Genomic DNA, 24,236 nt, shown 5'->3' with positions numbered 1-24,236 from the left:
GCGGGCCCGCGTGTCCACGGAGGCCTGCGAGCCCAGCGCGGGCAGGGAGGGCAGGGAGGGCAGGGCCCCTGGCGGGCTGCGGCCCGCCGTGAGGCGTAGGACCCGGTAGGGCGCGTTCTTCGTCACGTAGAGATCGCCAGCAGGTGTACTGGCTTTGAGGGCGGGCACACCGCCGACAAGCGTGCCGGGATCTCCAGCCTTCGGGAAGCTCTTGGCACCGGCCACGGCAGCCTTCAGCTGCGTCGCCAGTCTCAGCGGCGTAAACGGCGTTGCAGAGACCCCGCTCAGGCCGGAACCGATCACTCCGCCGGTTATCCATTTGCCCCTGAGAGCCGAGACCGGAGACGAGTCCGGTTTCCCGGGCAGCATGCCGTCCGGGGCCCTGACGAACGTCTTGCCGTCCACAACGAGGTAGTCGAACTTTTGCCCGGCCAGGGTGGCGGTCCCTACTGCTTCCCCGAAGCTGGTCACCGTGACGTCCGACTGCATCGCGCCGCCGCCCAGCGCGGAGTGGTAGCGCACTGCCGGCTCGAACTCCAAGTTCTGCAACGCCTCATCGAATGGGGCGCGGTTCTGGCGCGGCGCAGTGGCGGAGGTCAGCCAGATCGCCACACCGGCCAGCAGCGCCAGCACGACCGCCCCGACGAGGCTGAGGAACAGTAGTTTCCGGCGGTGCTGCGGCTTCGCGGGCAAGAGTCGAGCAGGATCCTCACCGAACGGGGGAGGCCAGTACATCCCATCCGCTCCAGCCATGTCTCTCTCCTGCCCCGGCACCCTGTCGCACCGCGCCATACCCTCGAATGGATCGCCGGATCGGCAACTCATTTATGATTGAGGGCCCATGACTGTCCGTCAATGCCTTCGAAACGAGCCAACTCCAGTGCACGGGCTCCATCGAAGGGCTCGCGACCTCCGAGTCATGACCCTTTGCGGCGCGTCACCGGGCGCCTGGACGGGGCGGTGACACAGCAGTCCGCGAGACCGTCGTGGTCCTCACCGAGGCCGAGGCCCGCTCCTGGTAAGCCTGGCAGGCATACGGGATGACCGGCCTGGAAGAAACCATCGAGGCGGCACGCGCGTGGGCCGGCTACCAGGCATCGCCCTGAATCAGCGGCCAAGCCCGGAAAGCGGCCGGCATCGACTACTGACCGGGAGGTGCGTGCGGTCACTCCCCCGCATACATCCCCACGAGTTCGGAGCCGATCCGGGCCAGCCACTGCCGTACCTCCGGGGGCTCCAGCACCTCGACCCCCGCGCCCAGTCCGGCCAGATGCCCCGCCACGGCCTTGGCGGCCGGGCCGTCGACCCACACCTCGGTCCAGCCGTCGGGCAGCGGAGCGCCGACGCGCACACGGCCGCCGAGGAACCGTTGCAGCAGGGTCAGCGTGTCGGGGTGGACCCGGGCACGGACGGTCACCGCGTACATACCGTCCTGGAAAGCCCCGGACAGCGCCCGCCACGCCGTGGCGAGGTCGAAGTCGGGCGGCCTTACCACCGGTTCGCCGGTCGGTTCGACGGAGGTGACCCGGCTGAGCCGGAAGGTGCGCAGGCCCTTCTCCGTTCCGGCGACGAGGTAGTCCACCCCGGCCTTGGCCACGAGCCCGAGGGGGTCGACGGTACGCTCCCCGGCCGGTTTGCCGACGCCCGCGTACCCGAGGCGGACGCGGATCCCGTCCACGACGGCGCCCTGGAGCGCGGAGCGGTGGGCGGCATCGGCGGTGACGGCGTTGCGGGACCAGTCCGTGGCGTCGACGAGCCCCGCGCGGGTCGCGGCCTGGGCCTGCGCCCGCAGGGGCGGCGGCAGGGCCCGGACCAGCTTGCGCAGGGTGGTGCGCAGCTCGGGGGTGGCCGACAGGGGACCGGTGACGAGGAAGAGCGCCCGGATCTCGTCGGCGGTCAGCCCGGTGAGGTTCGTACGGGCCCCGCCGACGAGGGACCAGCCGCCGCCGCGGCCGCGCTGCGAGTAGACGGGGATGCCGGACGCGGCCAGGGCCTCCAGATCTCGGCGCGCGGTGCGTTCGGACACCTCCAGTTCGGCGGCCACTTCGGGGACGGTGGCGCGGCCACGCTCCTGGAGGAAGAGCAGGGTCGCCACCAACCGGTCGGCTCTCATGTGCCTTGTTCCTCCCGCGCGCGCGTCCTCGTTCGTCGCCTTTCATTCTCCTGGGAAAACTGGCCAGAAGGTGGCCACTTCTGCTTCCAGGATGAACGCATGAACAAGACCGAGCAGCTCATCGCGACCCCGTTCGACTCCACCGATACCGTCGCCGCCCCCTCCTCCTTCGATCCGCGGGCCGACCTCGCCGCTGCCGTCGAGCTGGCGGGCCGTACGCTGGCCGCCGTCCGGACCGAGCAGTACGACGCCCCGACCCCTTGCGAGGAGTTCGACGTACGGCGACTGTCGAGCCACCTCGTCGCCGTCGTCCGCCGGATCTCGGTGATCGGGCGCGGCGAGGACCCGTTCAGCGTCCCGTCCTTCGCCGACGAGGTCGCCGACGGCGCATGGACGGCGGCCTGGGAACCGGGCGCCCGCGAGGTCGCGGAAGTGTGGGCGGATCCGGGCATCCTCGACCGGCGGCTGCGCCTGCCGATCGGCGTCCTGCCGGGCGCGACCGCCGCAGCCGTCTACACCCACGAACTCACGGTGCACACCTGGGACCTGGCCGAGGCGACCGGACAGGACCCGGACTGGGACCCGGCCCTCATCGAGCGGGTGATCGGCGTCGTACGTCACGCGCTGCCGGCCGAAACCCGCGGCGGGCGGATCCCCTTCGCCGAAGTGGTGGCCGTCGACCCCGGAGCTCGCGCCATCGACCGGCTGGTGGCCTGGGCCGGACGCCGACCCTGAGTTCCGCGGCACGGGAGGGGGGTAATGGGCCCGGCTCCACGCCCCCCGGCTCGAGCGGAGCCAGACCCGTGGGTGCCGCAGCGGTCCGGGGCAGCAGGGCCTTCTCGGACGTAGTCGTCCTCGACAGCCGACGCGCGATTACCGCCCCTCCCCCAGCACCCCCGCCCGCGTCACACTCCGCTCCACCCGCGCCTCGGCGCCGTCCTCCGCGATCCGGCCGGACAGACGGTCCGCACGCCCGCGTCGTCGGCCGACACTCGCTCTGGGGCAGCCAGGCTGCAACAGCCGGAGCACGCCTCACGTAGCACTGGTCCTGTCGGCTCGACCAGTGCGCGGAGCGGGGAGGGAGGGGCGGCCGAGGCGGACGGGTACGCCAGGGGAGTAGAGGACGCTGGCCGGTGGGTCGGTCGGTGCGGTCAGCCCGGCCGCCGTGAGCAGGTTCTGGTCGCAGGTGATCAGTTCGGCCCGGTGCAGGGGCCAGCGGGGGTGGTCGTTGGGCAGGTAGGCGGACCCGCCGGGAAATGCGTTGTGCATGCCCCAGCGGGCGGTGAGGAAGTGTTCCAACTCGGTCGGCTTGTGGATGCGTTCGCCGGGTTTCATGGAGATCCGGCTGTATGCGCCACGCGGTCCCGGCCACCGCCGGGAGCTGGAGTACGTGAGGGCGTCGCCCGTACCGTGCACGCTCATCCGGGACCACAGATACGGCAGGCGGAAGCCGGCGCGGCCCAGCACCACCGGGAGCAGCCTGGAGGCATCCATCGACCGGAAGACGACCCCGCGGCGCCCCTGTGCGTCCAGCGAGTACAGGCGCACGTTGGTCTCGGGAAACGAACCGAAATACGGTACCCCGGGCAGCCGGAGCCAGCCGACCTTGTGCATGCGGAAGGCGATGAGCCCGACGTAGGTGGCGCCGTCGTGTGTGTCCGGGACGGTGCCCTGTGGCAGGAGTCCTGCCACCTCGTCCGGTTCTACGGCCCAGTGGATGAAGGCGAGGTCCAGCCACTGCTGGGTGAGGAGCGGGTCCCGTATCGGCGTGGGAGCGTCGGGAGTCACTGGAGCGGGTATCGGCATGACGGGATTGTGGCAAAGACGCCGGTGGCGCTGCGACGGAGGCCGCAAGCCGGCCCCGTACACGTCCGCGTTGGTAGCCTCCCGGGATGACTGAAGCCTTCGACTTCATCGAGGGCGAGGAGGCCCACCGCCGGATGGACCGGCTCGCGCAGAAGTACCTGGGCAGCGAGCGGTTCGAGTGGCTGATGCCCGTGGAACAGCGGGTCTCGGTGATCGTGCGCCCTACCAAGGTGCGGCACATCGTCGGCGTGGAGCGGTTCCGGCCGGGCGGCCCCGTGCCTGCCCGCTGACCGGCCCGCCCGGGAGCGGGTGACGTGCTCGGGCGGGGAGGGCGCCCCGGACCTGCTGGTGCCGCCGGTCACAAGGGGACCCGACGCCGGTCAGGCGCCGAGCCTGTCGAACTTCACGTCGGACTGACGGGCCCTGCCGGAATTGCAGAGGTGCACCTGTTTTGGAGATCACCTCTCGCGACCCACCCCGTGCTGGTTCGGCTCGAGAGGTTCCTGCCCGCTCACGACCGCGCGAGGATCGCGGACAGGCCGAACTCGAAGCGTTCGTCGAAGGAGTCCGCGCCGAGGTGGGCGAGGACCCGGTGGAGAGCCGGGTGGGCCGCTGCGGAGACAGACGCCGTGAGGCGTCCTTCGAGGGGCTGGTGTGCGGCGGCTTGTTCCTCCTGGGCCAGTCCGAGGGTGAAGTAGACGATCGTCCACGCGGTCCAGGCCGCCGCGCGCTCCTCCAGGTCCCCGTCCAGCAGTGCGTCGACCAGGGCGTTCGCGAAGTTCAGGGTGTGCGGCTCCGCGGCATTGGTGCCGACGACGAGCGCGGCGCCGTCGCGGTGGGCGAGGAGGGTGCCCCGGTAGCGGTGGGCCAGTACGCGGACGCGCTCGTCCCAAGTCTCCGGGAGGTCGTCGAGCGGGATCTCGCCGATGACGGCGTCCGCCATCAGCTCCAGCATCCCGGCCTTGGTCTTCACGTGCCACAGCACGGTGTTCATCCGCACGCCGAGCCGGTCGGCGACGGCCCGGGTGGACAGGGCGTCCAGCCCCTTCTCGTCCAGCAGCTCCAGGGCCGCCTGGATCACGGTGCCGGGGTCCAGGCGGGCTCCGCGGCCCTCACTCGCTTGCGTCTTGGTCATTGACCTAGTTTACTTCGAATCATCGCTTGGTCAGTGACCAAGATTCTGTTGAGGAGGGGCTATGGAACAGCACGTCGTCATCGCCGGGGCCGGCCCGGTCGGTCTCTGGCTCGCCGCGGAACTGTGCAGGGGTGGCGCAACCGTCACCGTCATCGAGGAGCGCCCGGAGGTCGACCAGCGCTCCAAGGCTCTGACCATCCACCCGCGCACCATCGAGGTGCTCGCCTCGCGCGGCGTGCACCGGCCTTTCCTCGACGAGGGCCTGCGGATTCCGGGGGGCCACTTCGCCATGCTCGAAGACCGGCTCGACTTCCGGGAGTTGGACACCCCTTTCCCGTACACCCTTGCCCTGCCCCAGGCCCGGACCGAGGAACTGCTGGAAGCCCACGCACTCGGGCTCGGCGCGCGGATCGTCCGTGGGCACCGGGTCGGCGGATTCACCGAAAACGGCGACGCGGTGGTCGTGCGGGTGGAGGGGCCGGAGGGGACGTACGCACTCGGGGCGGAGTACCTCGTCGGCTGCGACGGCTCCCGCAGTGCCGTGCGCACCGCCGCCGGCATCGACTTCCCGGGAACCCCGTCCACCGTGCTGGGCTGGCTCGGCGACGTCGCCCTCGACAACCCGCCGCGGCCCGGCTTCAGCACCCTCGGCCCCGACGGCGGCCTGATGGTCGCGCCGCTGCCCGCCGGGCGCTACCGCGTGGTCGGCGTCAGCCCCGACAGCCTCACCACCACCTGGCCGGGCGACCTCACTCTGGAGGAGCTGCGGGCCAAGGCCGTCGCCATCGCCGGAGAGGACTTCGGCATGCGCGATCCCGAGTGGCTCTCCCGGTTCGGCAACGCCACCCGGCTGGCCGCGCAGTACCGGCGCGGGCGCGTGTTCCTCGCGGGCGACGCGGCCCATCAGCACTTCCCCGCCGGCGGCGTCGCCATGAACGTCGGCATCCAGGACGCGCACAACCTCGGCTGGAAGCTCGCCGCGACACTGAACGGCCGGGCGTCGGAAGGCCTGCTGGACACTTACCACGACGAACGCCACCCCGTTGGCGCCCAGTTGATGGAACACAGTCGCGCCCAGACCGCCCTGATGACCGGCTTCACTCCCGAGAACCTGGCCCTGCGCTCACTGCTCAGCGCGATGGTCGCCCGTGAGCCGGAGTTCAACCGGTCCCTGGCCGAACGCCTCACCGCGCTCTGCGTCAGCTACCCCTCGGCAGATCCGGCGGCCCACCCCCTCACCGGCACCCGTGCCCCGGACCTGGGCTTCATCGGCTCCGAGGGTGGCCTGTTCTCCCTGCTGCGTGCCGACGCGCACGTCTTGCTCGACCTGGCGGACGGTGGCGGGCTCTCTGTCCTGGAGAAGCCCGGACTCGCCGTACGCATCGCGACCCTCCGCCAGCCCCCGGCTGCCTGGGCCGAGGTGCGCGCCGCGCTGATCCGCCCGGACGGGCACATCGCCTGGGCCGGAACCGAGACGGGCGGAGCGGCTCTGGTCGCGGCTGCGGAGAGGGCGCTCGCATCATTCCGCGCCTCGTGACGCACGTCACGTCGGCGCGGTCGAACTTTCCCTCCCCCCGGACATCTTGTCGGTGTCATCGACCACCCTCGAGATCGGGAGCACTGATGGTGCCACCTCTGACCGGCCCGCTGGCCGAAGGCGTCCACACCCTCGTGGTGGAGGGCGTCACCTTGCGGTACCACGTCCACGGAAGGGGGCCGTTGTGCGTGGCGCATCCCGGTGGACCCGGCATCGAGTGGGGGTACCTTCGCGCACCGGAGCTGGAGAAGAGTCTGACCATGGTGTACCTGGAGCCGGCCGGTACGGGCGGCTCGGACCGGCTCGGCGTCCACCCCGACGGTTACACCCGAGCCCGCCACAGCAGTCATCTGGCCGCGCTGATCGACCACTTGCCCGTTCACCGTGTACATCTCCTGGGTCACTCGTACGGTGGATTCGTCGCCCAGTTCCACGCGCTTCACCGTCCCGACCAGCTCGCCGGAATGGTGCTGTACGAGAGCGCTCCGCTCACCGGGCCCGAGTTCGGGGAGGAAATGATGCGCAAGGTGGGGGAGTTCGCAGCCCGCCACGCCGGCCGCCCGGAGGTGCCGGCGGTGATGGAGGCCTTCGCGGCGATCCCGGCGATCGCCGACGACGAGGCCATGGTGGCAGCCGCCAAGGGGGTCGTTCCGGCCTACGTCGCGGACTACTGGTCGGATGTGCGGCGGTGGGGCGAGCTGCGGGAAGCGCTGCGGGCGACGTACATCTCCGGGCGCGACGAGGACGGCGAACCCGACCTGATCGACGACCGCGAGGCGCTCGGTGCCCTGAGGCTGCCCGTACTGGTCGTGGCCGGACGCCACGACGTCGTGTGCGGGGTGCGGTGGGCGGAGGAACTGCACAAGCTGGTTCCCGCCTCGCGGCTGCTGATCCTGGAGCGCAGCGGACACTTCGGCCACCTGGAGGAGCCGGAGCTCTTCGCCCGCGAGGTCGCCGGGTTCGTGCTCACCGGCAACTCCTAGGACGCCCTCGATGCCACCCACTTCGTACGGGGACGCCGGCCCCGGCCCCGGCGAACACGGCCGTCCGGCGGACCAGGCCGCTCCGCCGGTGTCGGACGCGGACGGGCCGCTCATCGGGCGCACGGTGGAGATGACCCGGATCGACCTGTTCCTGGACGGGATCGCGCGGGCGGGCGGAGGCGGTCCGCTGTTGCTGCTCGGCGAGCCGGGCGTCGGCAAGACCGCGCTGCTGACCGCCGCCGCGTCCCGGGCCCGAGGCCGCGGTATGCATGTCATGACGGCCGCCGGCGCGGAGTACAGGGCGCGGCTGAGCTACAGCGGTCTCGGTCAGCTGATCGAGGCGGCGGGCGGCGGACAGCCGTCCGTCGATCCGGGGGAGGCGCTGGGCGTGGTGCTGGGGCGCCGCGACGGCCCGGCACCCGAACCCGAGGCGGTCGTGAGCGACGTGCTGTCGGTGGTCGGACGGTTCGCCCGTCACGGGCCGACGCTGCTGGTCGTGGACGACGTGCAGTGGCTGGACCCGGCCAGTGCCACGGTCCTGGGCGAGGTCGCGCCCCGGCTGGAGGGCCGCGGAGCCGGGATGCTGTGCGCGGCCCGGGAGGGAGCGGAGGGCTTCTTCGACCACAGCGGACTTCCGATCCACGACGTGGGTCCCCTCGACGAGGACGCGGCCGAGGACCTGCTGGTCCAGCGGTTCCCGGCGCTCGCCCGGCGGGTGCGGCGGCGCCTGATGGCCGAAGCGCAGGGCAACCCGCTCGCACTTCTGGAGCTGCCGGTCGCCCTCAGCGGCCCGCAGCGGGCGGCCTCCGAGGCCCTGCCCGCGCGGCTACCGCTGAGCCGCAGGCTCCAGTCGGCGTTCGCCTCCCGCATCGCCGGCCTGCCCCCGGCCACCCGGTACCTGCTGCTGCTGGCCGCGCTGGACGGGACCGGCGACCTGCGGGTCCTGCGGCGCGCCACCGCCGGGCGGTGCGGTCTGGGGCACCTGGGCTCCGCCGAACGGGCCCAGCTGATCCGCGTGGACGAACCGTCCGGCCTGCGGTTCCGGCACGCGCTGACGCGGTCGGCCGTCGTGGAGCTGTCGACCAGCGACCAGCGCCGTAGCGCCCATCGGGCGCTGGCCCGCGCCTGGCAGGAGACTCCCGAACGCCAGGCATGGCATCTCGCCCAGGCGGCGGAGGGCCCCGACGAGCGGGTCGCCGCACTGCTGGAACGGGCGGCCGCCGTCATCGCCCGCCGAGGCGACGGGCCCGCCGCGGTCGCGGCGCTGCTGCGCGCCGCCGAGCTCACCCCCGCGGGTCCCGGACGGGCCAGGCGCCTCGCCGAGGCGGCCTACACCGGCGCGAACATCACCGGCGACCTGCGCGACGTACCCCACCTGCTGGACGACGCCCGCCGCACCGCGCCCGGGGAGGCCCCGCTGGCCATGGCGGTGGCCGGGGCGGCCTACCTCCTCAACGGCTCCGGGGACATCGACACCGCACACCGGCTGCTGCGCGGGGCCCTCACCATGCGGCCCGAACCCTACGACCCCGGCGACGCCACGCTGACCGAGGCGTTGCACACCCTGCTGCTGGTGTGCTTCTTCGGCGGCCGGCCCGAGCTGTGGTCCCCGTTCGACGCCGCATTGGCCAAGTACCCGGTCGCTCCCTCGGTACTGGCCACGGCGCGCAGCACGTTCGCCGATCCCGCGCGCACCGCCCCGTCCGACCTGGCAGTGCTGGATGCGGCCATCGCGGAGCTGGCGTACGAGTCCGACCCGCTGCGTATCGTCCGGGTGGCCATCGCCGGAGCGTACGTGGACCGGTTGGACGGATGCGTGGAAGGCCTGCACCGCGTCGTGGCGGGCAGCCGCCGGGGCGAGCACGTCACGCCCGCCATCGACGCCCTGTTCCTGCTGGGCAACCACGCGTGGCTGACCGGGCAGTGGGCTGAGCTACGGCACGTGGCCCGCGAGGGGCTGGACCTGTGCGACCAGTACCACTACCCGATGCAGGCCTGGGTCGGGAAGTACCTCCTCGCCTGCGCGGCAGCGGCCTGCGGCGACCACCCGCAGACCATGGGGCTGACCGACCAGATGGACCAGTGGGCCCGGCCGCGGCGCGCGGACGCCGTGCGCGCCTACGCCGCCCACGCCCGGACCTTGTCGGCTCTGGGCCGGGGGGACTTCGAGGAGGCGTACCGGCAGGCGACGCTGATCACACCTCCCGGGTCGCTGCCGGAATTCGCCCCGCATGCACTGTGGACGGTCGTGGACCTGGTGGACGCGGCCGTGCGGACCGGCCGCCGCGGCCAGGCCCGGGACCACGCCGCAGCCGCCCGGAGCGCCGGCCTGGACGCGGTCTCCCCGCGGCTGCGGATGCTGGTGCACGCCGCTGGAGCCCTCGCCGGCGACGACGATCAGCACGCGGGCTTCGAAGCCGCCCTTGCCGTCGAGGGAGCCGAGCGCTGGCCGTTCGACCTGGCCCGCATCCGCCTCTCCTACGGTGAACGGCTCCGGCGCGGCAGATCGCGTGCACGAGCCCGCCACCACCTGGCCGCCGCGGCCGAGACCTTCCGGCAGCTCGGCGCGACCCCGTGGGCCGACCGGGCCGACCAGGAACTGCGAGCCTGCGGCACCCCTCCGCGCACGGCTCACCGGTCCGGTACCGCGGCCCTGACACCGCAGCAGCGGGAAATCGCCCACCTGGCCGCCGCCGGCCTGACCAACAAACGGATAGCCGAGCAGCTCTCCCTGTCTCCGCGCACCGTCTCCACCCACCTCTACCAGCTCTTCCCGAAACTGGGCGTCACCTCCAGGGCCGCGCTCCGGGACGCGCTGAAACAGCTCAACCAGCACTGACACGCCGCCTGCGTCCCCCCGGGGGCCTCACCTACGTCATATGACGGAAGCGGCGAAATCGCCCGCATTCGTAGCGTTCGCAGCAAGGGACGCCCAGGCAGGGCATCCCGAGGGACACGGGAGGAATGAATGAACGACACCGCTCCCCGCGGCAACGTCGTGCTCGTTCACGGAGGCTTCGTGGACGGCTCCGGCTGGCAGGGCGTGTACGACGCCCTGAAAGCCGACGGCTACAACGTGGCCGTCGTGCAGAACCCCACGCTCTCACTGGAGGGCGACGTGGCCGCCACCCAGCAGGTCATCGACGGGATGCCGGGACCGGTGACCCTGGTCGGCCACTCCTACGGCGGGGTCGTGATCACCGAGGCGGGCAACCACCCCAAGGTGAACGCCCTCGTGTACATCGCCGCGTTCGCTCCCGACAAGGGCGAGTCGGTGAGCACCCTCATTGCCGACCCGCCGCCCGGCGCCCCCGTCCCGCCGATCCTGCCCCCGAACCAGGGGTTCCTGTTCCTGGACCGCGACAAGTTCGCCGAATCCTTCGCCGGTGACCTACCCATCGCCCAAGCCGAATTCATGGCCGACTCGCAGGTGCCCTGGGGCGTGGAGGCCCTGGGCGGGACGGTCTCCCAGCCCGCCTGGCGCACCAAGCGCGCCTGGTACCTGATCGCCACCGATGACCGCATGATCCCGCCCCCGGCCCAGCACGCGATGTCCGAGCGGATCGGCGCCCAGGTCGTCGAAGTGGCGGGCAGCCACTCCGTGTACGTCTCCCAGCCCGACGCCGTCGCCGACCTGATCAGGCAGGCCGCCCGCGCCTGAACACCGCGAGAGCACCGCGCCCGCCGACCGCCCTGCGACACCTGGCCGGCGGGCGCCGGCCCATCCTCCTCAGGCCCTACCCGGCGACGCCGGTCATCCCGTACAGGAGCACTCACTTGACGTCACACAGACGCCTCCATCCCAGCCTCGGCGCCGTAGCAGCCCTCGCTGCCGCCGTCACCGAGATCCAGGCCGCCGTCAACCCCGTGCCCTACCCCGACCCCGACCGAACCACCGGAACCGACCTCTACCTCAAGGCCGACACGTTCCGCAGCGCCTTCGCCGCCGACCTCCCGGCCTCGACCACACGCGTCATGCAGGCGACCCAGCGCCCCTTCAGCGCCGCGTCATTCGAAGACACGACGCAGGCCGCCGCCTGGCGCACCATCCCCTCCTGAGGCCTGGTCGCGGGCGCGGACAAGGCCATCCCCCCCGGCGCTCGAACGCTTCGAGTACGAGCGTGCCGGCTCCACCGTCGTCGAAGTTCCCGGCGCCTCGCACGTCGCCATGATCAGCAACCCGAAGATCACGGCCAAGCTGATCGAGCAGGCTGCCGCAGCCACGGACTGACCGGACCGGCTCCCGTCGGCACGCCCTGCGCAGGCCCAGGTACCGGGTTCCGGCCGCTCGTCGGAGGGCGGCCCACCAGCAGCCGGCGTCTGACCGGGCCGGCCCAGGCCGCGCCGGTGTGGCGGACGGGGCGGACGGGGCGGGGACTGGCTGGCATGCGTACAGCCGTCTGCGGCGCGTCGACGTTCCCGCCATCCTTCTGTCGGGCGAGAGCGACCGTATCGACTGGAGGTCATCCCCGAGGCGGGCCACCTGGCACGGCGAGAGCAGTGGTCAGGCGTCGAAGCGGCGGCGGGATTCCTCGATGTGACCGAAGTGCCGGTGGGTCCAGTCGCACATGACGTCGACGGTCTTCCGGAGGCCTTGGCCCGGCTCGGTGAGGGTGTACTCGACCCGTGGTGGCACGGTGGGGTGCACGTCGCGTACGACGAGGCCGTTGCGCTCCAGCATGCGCAGGTTCTGCGTGAGCATCTTGTGGCTGATGCCTTCGACTTCGTTCCGCAGTTCCGTGAAGCGCAGGGTGCGATCACCGAGGGCCTCGATGATCAGGAGCGCCCACTTGTTGGCGACGTCCGAGAAGATCTCCCGTGCCAGCGAGTCCGCGCGCCTGAGGTCCGCGTCGTCGGATGAGTCATTGAGCTGCTTGGTCACCATGAGGTTCCCCCGTCACCAAAAAGTGCGTTCTTCCAGGTCAGCGTTCACTCTCCTACGGTTACCCAGTAACCACAAGGGGCCGCGCGCCGCCGGCTTCGGCGAAACGTTCCCGCGATTCCTCACGGCAAGGAGCAGACATGCCCATCAACTTGGTGGACCCCGCAGGGCTGGCGAAGGTGGACCTCTACCGGCAGATGTCGGTCGCCACGGGGTCGAAGCTGGTCTTCATCGCCGGGCAAGTCGCCTGGGACGCCGACGGGGTCATCGTCGGCGAAGGCGACCTCGTCACCCAGGTCGAGCAGTGCTATCTCAACGTCGCCGCCGCCCTTGCCGAGGCCGGTGCCTCTTTCGACCAGGTGGCCAAGCTGACCGTCTACCTTGTCGACTGGGCTCCCGAGAAGATGCCCCTGTTCGTCGAAGGCGCTGCGCGGGCGGCCGCGAAGCTCGGGGCCACCCCGGCTCCGCCGCTCACCGGGATCGGGGTCGCCGCCTTGGCTGCCCCCGGCCTCCTCGTCGAGGTCGAAGCCACAGCCGTCATCGACTGAACAACGGGGCCTCGGGGTCGCCCCCGCCAGGCCAGGGGCAGCCGAGTGGCCCGGGCCGTCACCAAGGTCACTCGGAGCGGCCGGACGGTTCGGGGCCGTCCTCTGGGCGCGGGGTCGGCCCGTTCGAACCAGCTGTGCCGGCCTGCCGGCATCATCGGAGCGCCGCCCGGCCGGGCACGAGAACCTCGCTCGTGCTCTGATCCCCAAGCTGATTCCGATGCCCCGCCACGGACCAGGCGGTCCGCCCGGGGCGCCGCAGGGGTACGACGGCAGCAGCTCAGTGCTCCGCCCGGTCCCCGCCCGGACGGCAGGCTTGCGTCATCGATGGGTCACGGCTCCTCGGGTTCGTTCGGTGGCGGCGGCAACTCCAGGGGCATGGGCCCGGTCAGCCGGAGCCTGGCTGCGTCGGGGGGATAGGCCTTGGTGGGCGGGTAGGCCTGGGCGTGCCTGAGGTACTCCTGGTAGGTCGCGGCCACGACTTGTGGCATCACCCGGCCGAAATCCTCCAAGGTGAGCACGCCCCGGGCCGTCGCTGAGGACTTCCCCCAGGCCCGGCTGATCAGATTCGGAATCGAGCGGGTGAGTCCCGAGTCCAGTTCGCCGTCCGAGGCACGGCTCTGCGGATCGCTCCCGTTCCAGGCGACGACAACGCTCATCCACGGCTGATGGGTCGCATCCAGCACGGCCAGTGCGTGGCGCAAGGCAGGCACTTCCAGCGCCCACCGGTCCACGAGCAGGATCACCGGCCCTGGTGGAGGCCTGCCGTCGCCGACTCGGGAGACCTCGTCGTCGAGCGTGGATACGTTCACCTGATTATTCAGATGGAACGCCAGTTCCATGGCCACGTGCGCCAGTGGCTTCATGGAGTCGGGATAGAACGGATTCCAATCGTCGGGACTGTCGCCGTAGTAGCGGGTGTGACGTCCCTCGGGGAGGTCGTGCACGGTGGGCGCCACCACCGCGATGCGCAGATTGCTCTGATCCGAGGTCAGCGGTCCGAAGGCGCTCGGAGCCGTCCGGTAGTCGGCGCGGTGGCCGACGGCGATGTTCGAAGTGGCCGCTACGCGGACGATCCGCTTGGCCAGTTCGTACACCGCCTGCTCGTACTGCTCGGCGTATCCCCGCAGTTTGATCAGACCGTAGAGTCCGTCGGTCGCGTAGCGTTCACCGAACGACTGGTCATCGAACTCCAACCGATGGGCAACGTCGGGGAGTTGACCTGGCGGAACGGGAACCCACCAGGCGGGTACGATCGCCTGGACTGTTGAGGCGCTCCGTGCCTGGTGGTAGGTGGTCCGCTGGGCGAAGGCGAACCACTCCTTTCCGCACATCTCACTGGCGAAGTAGCGGGGGGAGTAGAGCGGTACGAATACCCGGCACGTGGCCAGTACTTCTCCCAGGCGATCCGACCAGCCCTCTCCGCTGCGGATCTCCCGGTCCATGAACCCGACCGGATGACCAGCGGGTGCGTCTGTCAACGCCATCACATGGGAGGACAGGTCGCGGAAGAGCCGCTCGACCCACATGTCGGGGTCTGGACCCCTTGCGCCGAAGCGTGGTGTGTGCGCGTAACTGAGGAAGAAGTACGGGCGTTCGCCACCGGAACGTGCCACCGGATCGGCCCCCGGACCCAGCGCCCGCAGGGTCCGCGGGGACGCCTCCGCGAACGGTGCCTCGCCGGACGGGATCTCCGCATCCCCCTCGGCATCGGGGACGAGCGCCGGGAAGCGCGATGCGGCGTCGGCGTGCTCCGCGATGAACCGGCTCACGGCGTCCCGTGTTCGCAGCGCGTCGCGTGCGCCGAGGCGGGGCGCCAGCCGTTCGCGTACCCCGTCCCGGAAGGTCAGGACCGGGCCGCCGCCGCCCGGTCCGCCCTCGTCGACCGACACCAGGCCGCCGATGACCACCTCGGCCATGTCGGCCGGGCTCGCCTCTGGCACCAGCTCCTGCCGCACGAGGTGCAGCATCCCTGTGCTCAGCCGCGGGTACGAGGAGCAGAGCACAGCCAGTCGGACGGCGGGCGCGGATGCCCGGTGCAGGAAGGCCTCGGTCAACAGCTTCGCGTCTGCTGGTGTATCCGCGGGTGGTGCCGGCGTCCGTGCCATCGTGCCCGGCTCCGGGACCAGGACCGCCTCGCACCCCTCTGGGTCCCCGCGCATGAGGGTGCGGGCCCAGCGCGCGAGTGAGCGCGATGTCAGTCCGACCACCGGCAGGGGGACCCAGCCGGTCCGGCGGTCGTTCGACTGGTCGAACACGTCCTCCATCAAAGTCGGGGTGAGGAAGTGCAAACGGGTGTTGGGTACGCCGGGCGCGCCGGGAGTGGTGACCTTTGCCGCCGGGAGATCGAGCCCCGTGTGCCGCCAGATCTTCGGCGGCAGCGGGTTCACGAGCACGGTGGGGGTGGCGCCGGCCCAGTCGTGGATCCGGTTCCAGAGCCCGTCCTCACCGCCGGCCCCCGACGCGCAGTCCGAGAAGACGAGTACCAGTCGGCGTTGCTGTGCTGTCCGGGACCCGGCGCCGCGATGCCGCGGCTCCGCCTCCCAGGCGTCCACCTTCCGGACCCGTAACGTGCGGAAGGCACCCGTCGTGGCGAGCACCTTCAGCAACTCGTCGACGGTATCGCCCCACACGGCCATCGTCGGAGACCGGTCGAGGATGACGATCAGGTCGAACCAGCGCTCGGGCGCCGGGCGGAAGGCGGGTAGGAGTTCGCCGCTCCGGGCGTACCCGGACACGGTTTCCGCGATGTCCAGCTGTTGTCTGCGTCCCGCCGTCCACGGCCGTCGCAGCGGACGCAGAGCGCGGGCGATCTCCCGGGCCCCGGGCAGCGCGGACCCGCGGGGTACGGACACCGACCGGGCGGGCACCCCGTCGCCGCCGGGCGCCGAAGGGCCGTACACCGATGTGGTCAGTGGCCCCCAGGAGCTGAGCCGTTCGCGCGGGTCGACGGCCCCCGTGGAGTCGGCGGCGGCCGACTCCGTGCCCTCCTCGCCGGCCCCGTCCGCGAGCCCGCTCGACGTACGGGCGGCGAGCCAGAGCAGCTCGGTGACGGAGAGTCCGTCCAGGTCGCGGCCCAGTCCGTGGAGCGCCGATACCACCGCCACCAGCGGGTCCTGGGGTTCCCGGCGGTCCAGGGGTTCCTCAGGCACCCGAGAGGTCTTTCATGAGGAGGGCGATGAGCCGCTCACGCTCGGTGCCCTGTGACCGAGTATGTCCGTTCAATAGATGTAACGTGCCCAGGAGTTGGTCGACGGCCACGCTCTCGCCCGACGCGACCCGGCGGACGAACTGGTCGACGAGTTCCGCGGTCGGCCCCGATTCGCCCACTTCCAGCCCCAGATGGCCGCGTACCACGTCACGGATGAGTGCGGCCGTCGGTTTGGGCATGGTGTAGCGCACGCAGCGGCGTAGGAAGGGTGCGGGCAGCTCCTGTTCGCCGTTGCTCGTCATCACGATGAAGGGGAACTCGGTGCACTGCACGTAGCCCTCCCGGACCACGTGCCGCACATCACTCTTCCAGGTCCGTACGCGTGCGGTGTGCTGTTCCTCGCGCATGAGCTCGGTGATGTGGAACTCCCCGCGTTCCAGGACGTCGAGGAGGTCTCCGGGCAGGTCCAGGTCGGCCTTGTCGATCTCGTCGATGAGGAGCGCGCGCGGCCGGTCGGACGGCAACAGCGCGGTTCCCAGGGGCCCGAGGGTCAGGAAGGCCGCCACATCGTCCACGCCCGCGTCCACGCCCGACCGGGCCTTCTCCTGCTGGAGCCGGTGGGCGTGGATGCGGCCGAGGGCGTCATAGCGGTAGAGCGCGTCCGCAAGGTTGCTGCGTGAGGTGATGTGCCAGAGCAGTACGGGCCCCAGCGCGAGCTCCGCGGCGACCTGTTCGATCACTGTGGACTTCCCGGTGCCGGGGCCGCCAGTGATCAGCAGCGGTCGGCGCAGCGCAAGAGCCGCGTTCACCGCCTCGGTCAGCCCTGCCGGGGGCCGGAACACGCCGGCCGCCGAGCTCCTCGGAAAGGTGCGCCAAGGGGGCGGTTCGGGCAGGGCCGTGTCGCCCCTGGGTACGCCGTCGCCACGGTAGTACGCGTCCCGGGTCATGGGGTCCTCTCATCTCGGGTACGGGCCGGGGGAGTCGCGGTCCTGAAGAACCGGCAGAAGCGCAACCAGTCCTCGTCGTCCCAGACGGCCCGGAGATCGGCCAGGTCCGCGTCGGCGACTCCGCGCCAGCGGTCCCGGTAGGCACGCGCGAGGGCGCCCGGCATGGCCCACCAGCTCCGGTCGAGGCAGCCGTGCCGCTCCTGCGGGAATCCGTCCGGAACGTGCGGCCAGAGCAGGACGGGCGTGTAGGCGAGCAGCATCTCCATGAGCCGGGCGTCGGCGCCGGGGTGCTGGGTGAGGCCGATGCCCCGCGTGTAGCGGCCGTTGCGGAGATGCCCGCGCAGGAGGTGCGGATCGGCGAAGTCCTCGTACGCGAGCCAGTCGACGGGCGTACCGGCCTGGTGCTGCGAGATCGACTGCCAGCGCTCGGCGACGACGGGCTCGATGCTGCGCAGAACGGCGTCCGGGGTGAGCCGGTTGCTCCAGTGCAGCCGAACCTCATAGCGGATCCCCAGAAGCATGGCGACCCCGGCCTCCTCCGGCCGCCACGCCAGCAGCAGACCGCTGGGAACGGCGAAGTCGAGTCGTCTCAGGGGCAGATCCAGTATCCGGGCGTGCTCCTCGGCCCACAGCACCGCGTCCTCGACCGCGTTCTCGGCTCCTTTGCGGTCCACCGTCACGCTGGGGAACTGCTCGTGGTGGATCATCGCCCCGTCCAGGAGCAGCCATCCGTCGAGCACTTCGGGCCAGTCCCCGGTGAGGGAGGAGTGCAGGCTGACGACGAGGCTGAGGCGCTGGCCCTGCGTACGCCGGGCCGCGTGCTCGACGGCGTCGTTGACCTCGACGGGGGCTTCGATCCGCTCGGCCCATGACCGCAGTTCGGGGTCCTTCAGGTCCTTCCCGCAGGCTTGGCCGAGCAGTACCACGAAGCGGGCGACGGCGCGTCTGCCGTCCCGGTCGGTGGCAGGATGGTTGAAGGTCAGCTCGTCGATGACGGCGACGTCGGTGATGTGGGGACGGTCGGCCGGCAGCCGGCCCTCGGCCGCCAGCATGGTGTGCAGTGCGTGCCGGATCCGGGCCGTGGTCAGCTCGCCGCCCATCCAGCCCCGGACGAATTCGACCGTGCGTACCGCGACCAGCAGCCCGTCGATGCCTTGCAGCGCGCGTTCACGGGCCGGGCCGGGCGGGTGTGACAGGAGTTCCGCCCGGCACAGCAAGGCCGCCCGCAGATCCGGGGTGGCGTCGGGCACGGGCATCCGCGGGTCCACGGCCGCGAGCGCCTCGGTCAGCTCCTCCGTCGCGAGCCGGCCGCCGAGTCCGCCGAGCAGGCCTTCGCGGACCCGGGTGTTGCGCGCGACCCACAGCGGCTCCCGTGCCGAGCCGTCTCCGTCGTAGTCGAATCCGGTGATGTTCTGGCCGACGACGATGGTGCGCAGGGCGTCGCGCACGTCGGTCACGCCCAGCGTGCCTCCCACCCCGGGCTGCCCAGCGCGCAGGAGTTCGGTCAGGTGCCGGGAGAAGGCGAGATCGACCGCGGTCTGCCCCAGGGACGAGGCCATCAGCAGACCCAACCGGGTGCGGCCGTTGCGTGCGCCCCCGGCGAGGTCCTCGGCGGGGGGCAGTGCCCCGCCCGCGTGGCAGGTGTCGACGAGACCGAGTACGCCGTCGACCCCGGGGTGGTCCACGGCGACGGCCAGCAGATCACTCACGTTCACGGAGTCGTGCCGGAGGTCTTCCGTGGAGTCCTCGCACATGAGGTGCAGGGTGCTGGTCCGGCCGGGGGCGAAGCCGTGGCCGAGGAAGGCGAGGACCAGCACGGCATGGTGCCGCGCCGCGTATCCGATCGCCGCCTCCACCGTCTCCCGTACGGCGCAGCTGGTCAGGCCGTCACCGGCGACCAGTGCGATGCGGCCGTCCGGCAGACCGGGTTCGCATGCGCCGAGCGAGGGGTCGGTCAGTACCTCGTACAGCCTGGTGGCAGCCTCCTCCAGCCGCTCCAGGCGCACCATCGACCCGCACTGCGGGGCCACGACCAAGACGTGGCGGCGGCCGGCCGGGCTGCCTCTCACCGGGATCCTCCGCAGCCGCTGGCTCCCCCCGCCATTCTGGCCAGCGCTTGCGCGATGGGCCCGGCGACGGCCGGCTGGGCGAGATACTTCTCGGCGTCGTGGACCCAGGTGCCGTCCGAGTCCACGCGCCGACTGATCGGGATGACCCCGCCGGCGCTGGGGCGTAACTCACGTTCCAGATGGGGCCGAAGGGCGATGACGTCGTCCCGGTCCCAAAAGTTCAGCCACTCGCCCACACCATCGGGGACACCCGGGGGCTGGGGAAGGAGCCGGGGCCACACGACGGTCCGGGTGGCGATCGGCGAACCGAGGGTCACGAACAGTGGGATGGGGGAGCTGAGTTGGTGAAGGGTTTCCAGGGCGACGACCGAACCCAGGGAATGCGCCACCACGATGGCCGGTCCGTCCCCGATCGCCTCGGCGACCCGAGACCGGATCCGGAGGTCGAGGCTGATGCCCTGAGCGTCGAGATCGGAGCGCGCCAAGTAGCGGGTCACTTGCCGGAGGTGGCTCACCATCAGCTTGGGGGTGATCCACTGGGCTGTGCCACCCCAGGGTTTGAGGGCCAGTAGCGTGGTCGCGACGTTGAGCGCGCGGCGTACGACCGCCAGGCTGCCCTGCTCCTGGGCTCTCGGCCGGGCTTCCGCCCGGGCGTGATCCAGGATCTGGCGGTGCCACTCGTCGGAATGCTCCGCGGCCAGTCCGTCCACCCATGCGACGAGCAGATCCGAGAGGATCTCCCCCTCCATCTCCACCCCGGCCTCACCGACGGCGCCGGGGACGTCCCCGCCCTGGCCCTGCCCGCGCCCGAAGAGGTCGGCGTAGTGGACGAACACCTGCTCGCCCGAACCCTCGGAGACCAGGTCACGGGCGGCTGCGGAGTGCCCGGCCTCCCGCATGCCGACGGCCAGAGCCTGAGTCCAGGCGGCGAGCTCGCGGGCCGGGTCGCGAAGGCCGCCGATCCCGTGGACGAATACCAGGCGCGACTGCATCAACCGCCTCCCCGTGGCAAAGCGCTGTGTCCACGCAGGCTAACAACCACCGGAGGTGTGTGGACCCCGATCGCGACACACGGCCGGGCCGGGCAGCGGCGTGGCAGTCCGAGCGGCCGAGCTACGGAGCCGGTGCGACGGCGTCGTCCCTCGAAACCGGCATGAGTATGGCCAGCGATCGCGCAGGTCCGTCCGGGAGGCTCAAGTTCCCGGACAGGAAACGCCTCTGACGACTCATCAGTTTCTTCTGATGCTTGCAGCCCTCTTTCACTGCCATGTGAACTGTGAAATTGTACGGTCACACTTTCCGCGGCTATGCCAGCTCCGGGAGTGCTCAGCTCCCGCTGCCATCACGGTCCGCACCCCCCACCGCCGTGCCCCACGCACGGCTGCCGACCGGCCTGGAGGCCATCGCCATGCGCAATCCCCCCACGCTCAGGAAACTCACCCAACTGCTGATACCTACCGTGGCCGTCGCCGGCCTGGGGCTCACCGTGCTCGCCCCCAACGGCGCGGCGGCCCCGTCCGGCGCCGCGGCACCCAAGCCCGTAGCGAGGTCGGCCCCCGCCCCACAGCCCGCCTCCGCCACCGTGCTTGCCGTCGATCTCGCACCCGGACACGCCGCCGCCCCCGCGCGATCGGCCACGGAGACCTCCAACTCCGCGCAACGCCCGCCGCTCCCCGCGGCCCAGAACGCCGCACAGCGCGAGCAGGCCCGCTCTGCGGCGAAGGCCGCGGCGAACTGCAACGTCAGCGACTTCACCTCGAAGACCGGCAGTGCCCTGATCGAGCAGATCAAGAAGTCGGAAACCACCTGCGTCAACACGCTGTTCAGCGTGACCGGTGAGGACTCCAAGGCCCTCTTCCGCGAGGAACAGATGGTCGCGGTGGCGAACGCACTCAAGGATGTCGCGGCCAACTACCCCGGGGACAACAGCACTTTCACAGCCCAGGTGGTGCTGTACCTGCGCGCCGGCTACTACATCCAGTACAACCAACCGCAGAACGTCGGCGAATACGGCCCGACCCTGAAGAGCGCCATTCAGGGCGCCCTGGATGCCTTCTTCGGCTCGTCCCACGCCTTCGACGTCACCGAGGCCAACGGAGAGACCCTGGCCGAGACGGTCACCCTGATCGACAGCTCCGGGGAGAACGCCCGCCACCTCGACGTGGTCAAGCGTCTGCAGAAGGACTACGACTCGTCGTACGACCGGTTCTACGGGATGCTCGCGGCGGTCAACAACACCTACACCGTGCTCTTCCGCGGCCACCAGCTGCCGGAGTTCGTGGAAGCCGTGAAGGCGGACCCGAGCGTCCTCACCGGACTGCGTGACTTCGCCGTCGCCCACGACGACCTGCTCGGCACCGACAAGTCCTACCTGGCCGACAACGCCGGACGCGAACTCGGCCGTTTCGTGCGCCACGCAGACCTCAAGGACACCGTCAAGCCGTTGGTCAAGGAGCTGCTCGGCCGCAGCGAGATCACTGGACGCACCGCCCCGCTCTGGGTCGGCCTTGCCGAGATGACGGATGAGTACGACAAGGAGAACTGCGCCGAGTACGACACCTGTGACCTGCAGAACCGCGTGCGCGACGCAGTGCTGACAATCAAGCACGCATGCGGCCCGAGCGTGAAGGTACTCGCACAGGACCTGACCGCGTCCGAACTGTCGGCCACGTGCGACAGCGTCCTCAAGCAGGACCCGGTCTTCCACGGCACCGTCAAGGACAACGGTCCGGTCAAGGACGACAACAACACCGGCATCGAGATCGTCGCATTCAACTCCAGCACCGACTACAAGACCTACGCCGGTGTCGTCTTCGGCATCGACACCAACAACGGCGGCATGTACCTGGAGGGCGACCCGGCCGCCGAGGGCAACCAGCCGCGCTTCATCGCCTACGAGCAGCCGGCCCAGGACGGCGCCTTCCAGATCTGGAACCTCAACCACGAGTACACCCACTACCTCGACGGCCGCTACGACATGTACGGGGACTTCGCAGCCGGGCAGACCACCCCGACCGTGATGTGGGTCGAGGGTTTCGCCGAATACGTCTCCTACTCGTACCGCGGCATCACCTACGACAGGGCGATCGAGGAGGCGGGCAAGAACACCTACAGGCTCAGCCAGCTCTTCGGGACCACCTACGACAACGCCGACACCACCCGTATCTACCAGTGGGGCTATCTGGGCGTCCGTTACATGCTCCAGTCGCACCCCGCGGACGTGGCAACCCTGCTCGGCCACTACCGCGCAGGGGAGTACGAAGCGGCCCACAGCCTGCTCCGCGACACCATCGGCACCACGTACGACGCCGACTTCGCCGACTGGCTGAGCAGGTGCGCCGGCGGCGACTGCGGCCGACTGCCGACCCGCAGCGGCCGGTGACGGGGGCCTCGGTCGCCGGCAAGAGCTGAGCCAGGAGAGCCTGGTGTCCCGTGCATCGTTCGTGCGCGGGACACCAGGCTTCTCAACTGTCCCGGTTCATCTGCCAACCCCCTGGAAACGTGGAAGCTCCCCGGGACCTCGGCGAGGGCCACCGCCTTCTGGGAAGCCGGCGGATGGGCCGTGGGGAGCAACGCGGTCCGGGGGCCGACACGCGGCGGCCGCACCCGAGTCGTGGGAGTGGGTGACCAGGACACCCCGAGCGCGGACATCCGCATCGGATACGCGCGCACTTGATCGGGCCTGCACGGTCGGCCATGACCCTGTGGCGAGCCTTCGCCTCTCTCAGGCGAGGACCCTCTGCGCGACAACCCATACGGCGCCTTGACGGCCACCCCATGGTCCCTGTGCAGTCGCCATGTTTGGATCAAGTGAGGTCGAGGGGAGGGCCGTCAGGGCAGCGTCAATGTCTTCGCGCTCTGCCATGATCCGGCCGATTTCCACCCGATGATGATCGGGAGCAGCACTTGTGTGCCTCCGCCGGCCAGGGAAGCCCTCTGCGCGGATCGGGGCGTTCTTTGGCGTGGGGAGGCGCGTGTCGTGGCGGAGGCGGTTGCCAGGCCCGGAAGACTGAAGGTCTTTCTCGGGGCGGCCCCCGGCGTGGGCAAGACGTACCGGATGCTCGACGAGGGGCGGCGCCGGGCGGACCGGGGGACCGACGTGGTCGTCGCCTTCGTGGAGTGCCACGGACGCCGCCTGACCGAGGAGAAGCTGGCCGGTCTGGAGGTCCTGCCGCGCGCGGAACGCGCGTACCGGGGCGCCCCGTTCCCCGAGATGGACCTGGCAGCCGTCCTGGAGCGGCGGCCCGAGGTGGCGCTGGTCGACGAACTGGCCCACTCCGTCGTTCCCGGGGGCAGCCCGGCCAAGCGCCGGCAGGAGGTGGAGGCGCTGCTCGCGGCCGGGATCGACGTGGTCACGACCCTCAACATCCAGCACCTGGAATCCCTCAACGACGTCGTCGAGAAGATCACCAGGGTGCCGCAGCACGAGACCGTGCCGGACGAAGTCGTGCGCCGAGCCCATGAGATCGAGCTGGTGGACCTGCCGCCCGAGGCGTTGCGGCGACGGATGGCGCACGGGAACATCTACGCACCGGAGAAGGTCGACGCGGCCCTGTCGAACTACTTCCGGATAGGCAATCTCACCGCCCTCCGCGAGCTGGCCCTGCTGTGGCTGGCCGGGCGGGTGGACGAGGCACTGCAGAAGTACCGTGCCGAGCACGGCATAGGCGGAGTGTGGGAGACCCGGGAGCGGGTGGTCGTCGCGATCACCGGGGGACCCGAGGGCGAGACGCTCATCCGGCGGGCGGCCAGGATCGCCGCCCGCTCGGCGGGAGGAGACCTCCTCGCCGTGCACATAGCGCGCAGCGACGGCCTGGCCGCAGGAGCATCCGCCTCCGCGCTGGTCCGCCAGCGCGCGCTCGTCGAGAGCCTCGGCGGCAGCTACCACTCCCTCGTGGGCGACGACGTGGCCACGGCGCTCACCGAGTTCGCCCGCGCGGAGAACGCCACACAGCTGGTCCTCGGCACGAGCCGGCGAGGCCGCGTCGAGCGCTTCCTCACCGGGCGGGGTACGGGGGAGACGATCGTCGAGCTGTCCGAGGACATCGACGTCCACATGGTCACGCAC

General features: G+C 71.0%; 18 protein-coding genes and 1 pseudogene. 10 read left to right on the top strand and 9 right to left on the bottom strand.

The genetic code is table 11. The annotated features are described in order from the left end of the window. The coding region (locus ACFV0Q_RS18475) for a hypothetical protein (RefSeq protein WP_385006539.1) at positions 1-693 on the bottom strand (693 nt) is incomplete at its 3' end. A gap of 472 nt (positions 694-1,165) precedes the next feature. After that, positions 1,166-2,113: a helix-turn-helix transcriptional regulator gene (locus tag ACFV0Q_RS18470; RefSeq protein WP_385006537.1), complete on the bottom strand. Its 948-nt coding sequence runs from the start codon at positions 2,111-2,113 to the stop codon at positions 1,166-1,168. Positions 2,114-2,212: 99 nt separating this feature from the next. Between ACFV0Q_RS18470 and ACFV0Q_RS18465 the strand changes: the two genes are divergently transcribed. Then, positions 2,213-2,848: a TIGR03086 family metal-binding protein gene (locus ACFV0Q_RS18465; RefSeq protein ID WP_385006535.1), complete on the top strand. Its 636-nt coding sequence runs from the start codon at positions 2,213-2,215 to the stop codon at positions 2,846-2,848. 297 nt (positions 2,849-3,145) lie between these two features. Here the strand turns inward: ACFV0Q_RS18465 and ACFV0Q_RS18460 are convergent, their stop codons facing one another. Continuing rightward, positions 3,146-3,919 (bottom strand): YqjF family protein, encoded by a 774-nt coding sequence (locus ACFV0Q_RS18460; protein WP_385006533.1) that lies wholly within the window; start codon positions 3,917-3,919, stop codon positions 3,146-3,148. Positions 3,920-4,011: 92 nt separating this feature from the next. Here ACFV0Q_RS18460 and ACFV0Q_RS18455 point away from each other — a divergent pair. Continuing rightward, a pseudogene (locus ACFV0Q_RS18455) lies at positions 4,012-4,209 on the top strand (PPOX class F420-dependent oxidoreductase); the annotation flags it as partial. 221 nt (positions 4,210-4,430) lie between these two features. Here the strand turns inward: ACFV0Q_RS18455 and ACFV0Q_RS18450 are convergent. Beyond that, positions 4,431-5,054 carry a TetR/AcrR family transcriptional regulator C-terminal domain-containing protein gene (locus tag ACFV0Q_RS18450; RefSeq protein ID WP_385006531.1) on the bottom strand — a complete coding sequence of 208 codons (624 nt, stop codon included), beginning with the start codon at positions 5,052-5,054 and terminating at the stop codon, positions 4,431-4,433. Positions 5,055-5,115: 61 nt separating this feature from the next. Here ACFV0Q_RS18450 and ACFV0Q_RS18445 point away from each other — a divergent pair, with 61 nt between their 5' ends. The 5 genes from ACFV0Q_RS18445 (at position 5,116) to ACFV0Q_RS18425 (ending at position 11,633) form a co-directional block, all read left to right on the top strand. Then, positions 5,116-6,591, top strand: a complete 1,476-nt coding sequence (locus ACFV0Q_RS18445) for an FAD-dependent monooxygenase (RefSeq protein WP_385006529.1) — start codon at positions 5,116-5,118, stop codon at positions 6,589-6,591. A gap of 86 nt (positions 6,592-6,677) precedes the next feature. Beyond that, entirely contained in the window at positions 6,678-7,574 is an 897-nt protein-coding gene (locus tag ACFV0Q_RS18440; protein ID WP_385006527.1) for an alpha/beta fold hydrolase, read from the top strand. Positions 7,575-7,584: 10 nt separating this feature from the next. Next, positions 7,585-10,413: an AAA family ATPase gene (locus ACFV0Q_RS18435; RefSeq protein ID WP_385006525.1), complete on the top strand. Its 2,829-nt coding sequence runs from the start codon at positions 7,585-7,587 to the stop codon at positions 10,411-10,413. Positions 10,414-10,542: 129 nt separating this feature from the next. Beyond that, on the top strand, positions 10,543-11,235 hold the full coding sequence (locus ACFV0Q_RS18430; RefSeq protein WP_385006523.1) for an alpha/beta fold hydrolase: 693 nt from the start codon (positions 10,543-10,545) through the stop codon (positions 11,233-11,235). A 116-nt stretch (positions 11,236-11,351) separates the two neighbouring features. Continuing rightward, complete coding sequence (locus ACFV0Q_RS18425) at positions 11,352-11,633, top strand: hypothetical protein (protein WP_385006520.1); 282 nt, start codon at positions 11,352-11,354, stop codon at positions 11,631-11,633. Between the two features lie 445 nt (positions 11,634-12,078). Here ACFV0Q_RS18425 and ACFV0Q_RS18420 read toward each other — a convergent pair whose 3' ends face one another. Beyond that, complete coding sequence (locus tag ACFV0Q_RS18420; RefSeq protein WP_385006518.1) at positions 12,079-12,459, bottom strand: winged helix-turn-helix transcriptional regulator; 381 nt, start codon at positions 12,457-12,459, stop codon at positions 12,079-12,081. 137 nt (positions 12,460-12,596) lie between these two features. Here ACFV0Q_RS18420 and ACFV0Q_RS18415 point away from each other — a divergent pair, with 137 nt between their 5' ends. Continuing rightward, positions 12,597-13,004 (top strand): RidA family protein, encoded by a 408-nt coding sequence (locus tag ACFV0Q_RS18415; protein ID WP_385006516.1) that lies wholly within the window; start codon positions 12,597-12,599, stop codon positions 13,002-13,004. Between the two features lie 329 nt (positions 13,005-13,333). On the opposite strand, the gene ACFV0Q_RS18410 is transcribed toward ACFV0Q_RS18415, so the two are convergent. From ACFV0Q_RS18410 to ACFV0Q_RS18395, 4 genes are read right to left on the bottom strand one after another with little or no spacing between them, the layout of a single operon-like run. After that, positions 13,334-16,153: a TIR-like protein FxsC gene (locus ACFV0Q_RS18410; RefSeq protein WP_385006514.1), complete on the bottom strand. Its 2,820-nt coding sequence runs from the start codon at positions 16,151-16,153 to the stop codon at positions 13,334-13,336. Then, positions 16,146-17,099 carry an AAA family ATPase gene (locus tag ACFV0Q_RS18405; RefSeq protein ID WP_385006512.1) on the bottom strand — a complete coding sequence of 318 codons (954 nt, stop codon included), beginning with the start codon at positions 17,097-17,099 and terminating at the stop codon, positions 16,146-16,148. The genes ACFV0Q_RS18410 and ACFV0Q_RS18405 overlap by 8 nt, the downstream gene beginning before the upstream one ends. Next, a complete protein-coding gene (locus ACFV0Q_RS18400) occupies positions 17,096-19,168 on the bottom strand; it encodes a hypothetical protein (RefSeq protein WP_385006510.1) in 2,073 nt (690 codons plus the stop codon). Before ACFV0Q_RS18400 ends, ACFV0Q_RS18405 begins: the two co-directional genes overlap by 4 nt. Next, positions 19,165-20,160, bottom strand: coding sequence for a hypothetical protein (locus ACFV0Q_RS18395; protein WP_385006508.1), 996 nt, complete (start codon positions 20,158-20,160; stop codon positions 19,165-19,167). Before ACFV0Q_RS18395 ends, ACFV0Q_RS18400 begins: the two co-directional genes overlap by 4 nt. Before the next feature lie 374 nt (positions 20,161-20,534). On the opposite strand from ACFV0Q_RS18395, the gene ACFV0Q_RS18390 reads away from it, so the two are divergent. Beyond that, a complete protein-coding gene (locus tag ACFV0Q_RS18390) occupies positions 20,535-22,550 on the top strand; it encodes a collagenase (RefSeq protein WP_385006506.1) in 2,016 nt (671 codons plus the stop codon). Between the two features lie 597 nt (positions 22,551-23,147). Next, the coding region (locus ACFV0Q_RS18385) for a universal stress protein (protein ID WP_385006504.1) at positions 23,148-24,236 on the top strand (1,089 nt) is incomplete at its 3' end.

Origin of the sequence: Streptomyces sp. NPDC059564, from assembly GCF_042735575.1 — a bacterium.
Classification (GTDB): domain Bacteria; phylum Actinomycetota; class Actinomycetes; order Streptomycetales; family Streptomycetaceae; genus Streptomyces.
This window is presented reverse-complemented; position numbering and strand designations above follow the sequence as displayed.

Bases quoted from the DNA above. Each gene is read 5' to 3' on its own strand.
- ACFV0Q_RS18470 (WP_385006537.1), bottom strand. From the start codon at position 2,113: ATGAGAGCCGACCGGTTGGTGGCGACCCTGCTCTTCCTCCAGGAGCGT.
- ACFV0Q_RS18465 (WP_385006535.1), top strand. From the start codon at position 2,213: ATGAACAAGACCGAGCAGCTCATCGCGACCCCGTTCGACTCCACCGAT.
- ACFV0Q_RS18460 (WP_385006533.1), bottom strand. From the start codon at position 3,919: ATGCCGATACCCGCTCCAGTGACTCCCGACGCTCCCACGCCGATACGG.
- ACFV0Q_RS18450 (WP_385006531.1), bottom strand. From the start codon at position 5,054: ATGACCAAGACGCAAGCGAGTGAGGGCCGCGGAGCCCGCCTGGACCCC.
- ACFV0Q_RS18445 (WP_385006529.1), top strand. From the start codon at position 5,116: ATGGAACAGCACGTCGTCATCGCCGGGGCCGGCCCGGTCGGTCTCTGG.
- ACFV0Q_RS18440 (WP_385006527.1), top strand. From the start codon at position 6,678: ATGGTGCCACCTCTGACCGGCCCGCTGGCCGAAGGCGTCCACACCCTC.
- ACFV0Q_RS18435 (WP_385006525.1), top strand. From the start codon at position 7,585: ATGCCACCCACTTCGTACGGGGACGCCGGCCCCGGCCCCGGCGAACAC.
- ACFV0Q_RS18430 (WP_385006523.1), top strand. From the start codon at position 10,543: ATGAACGACACCGCTCCCCGCGGCAACGTCGTGCTCGTTCACGGAGGC.
- ACFV0Q_RS18420 (WP_385006518.1), bottom strand. From the start codon at position 12,459: ATGGTGACCAAGCAGCTCAATGACTCATCCGACGACGCGGACCTCAGG.
- ACFV0Q_RS18415 (WP_385006516.1), top strand. From the start codon at position 12,597: ATGCCCATCAACTTGGTGGACCCCGCAGGGCTGGCGAAGGTGGACCTC.
- ACFV0Q_RS18405 (WP_385006512.1), bottom strand. From the start codon at position 17,099: ATGACCCGGGACGCGTACTACCGTGGCGACGGCGTACCCAGGGGCGAC.
- ACFV0Q_RS18395 (WP_385006508.1), bottom strand. From the start codon at position 20,160: ATGCAGTCGCGCCTGGTATTCGTCCACGGGATCGGCGGCCTTCGCGAC.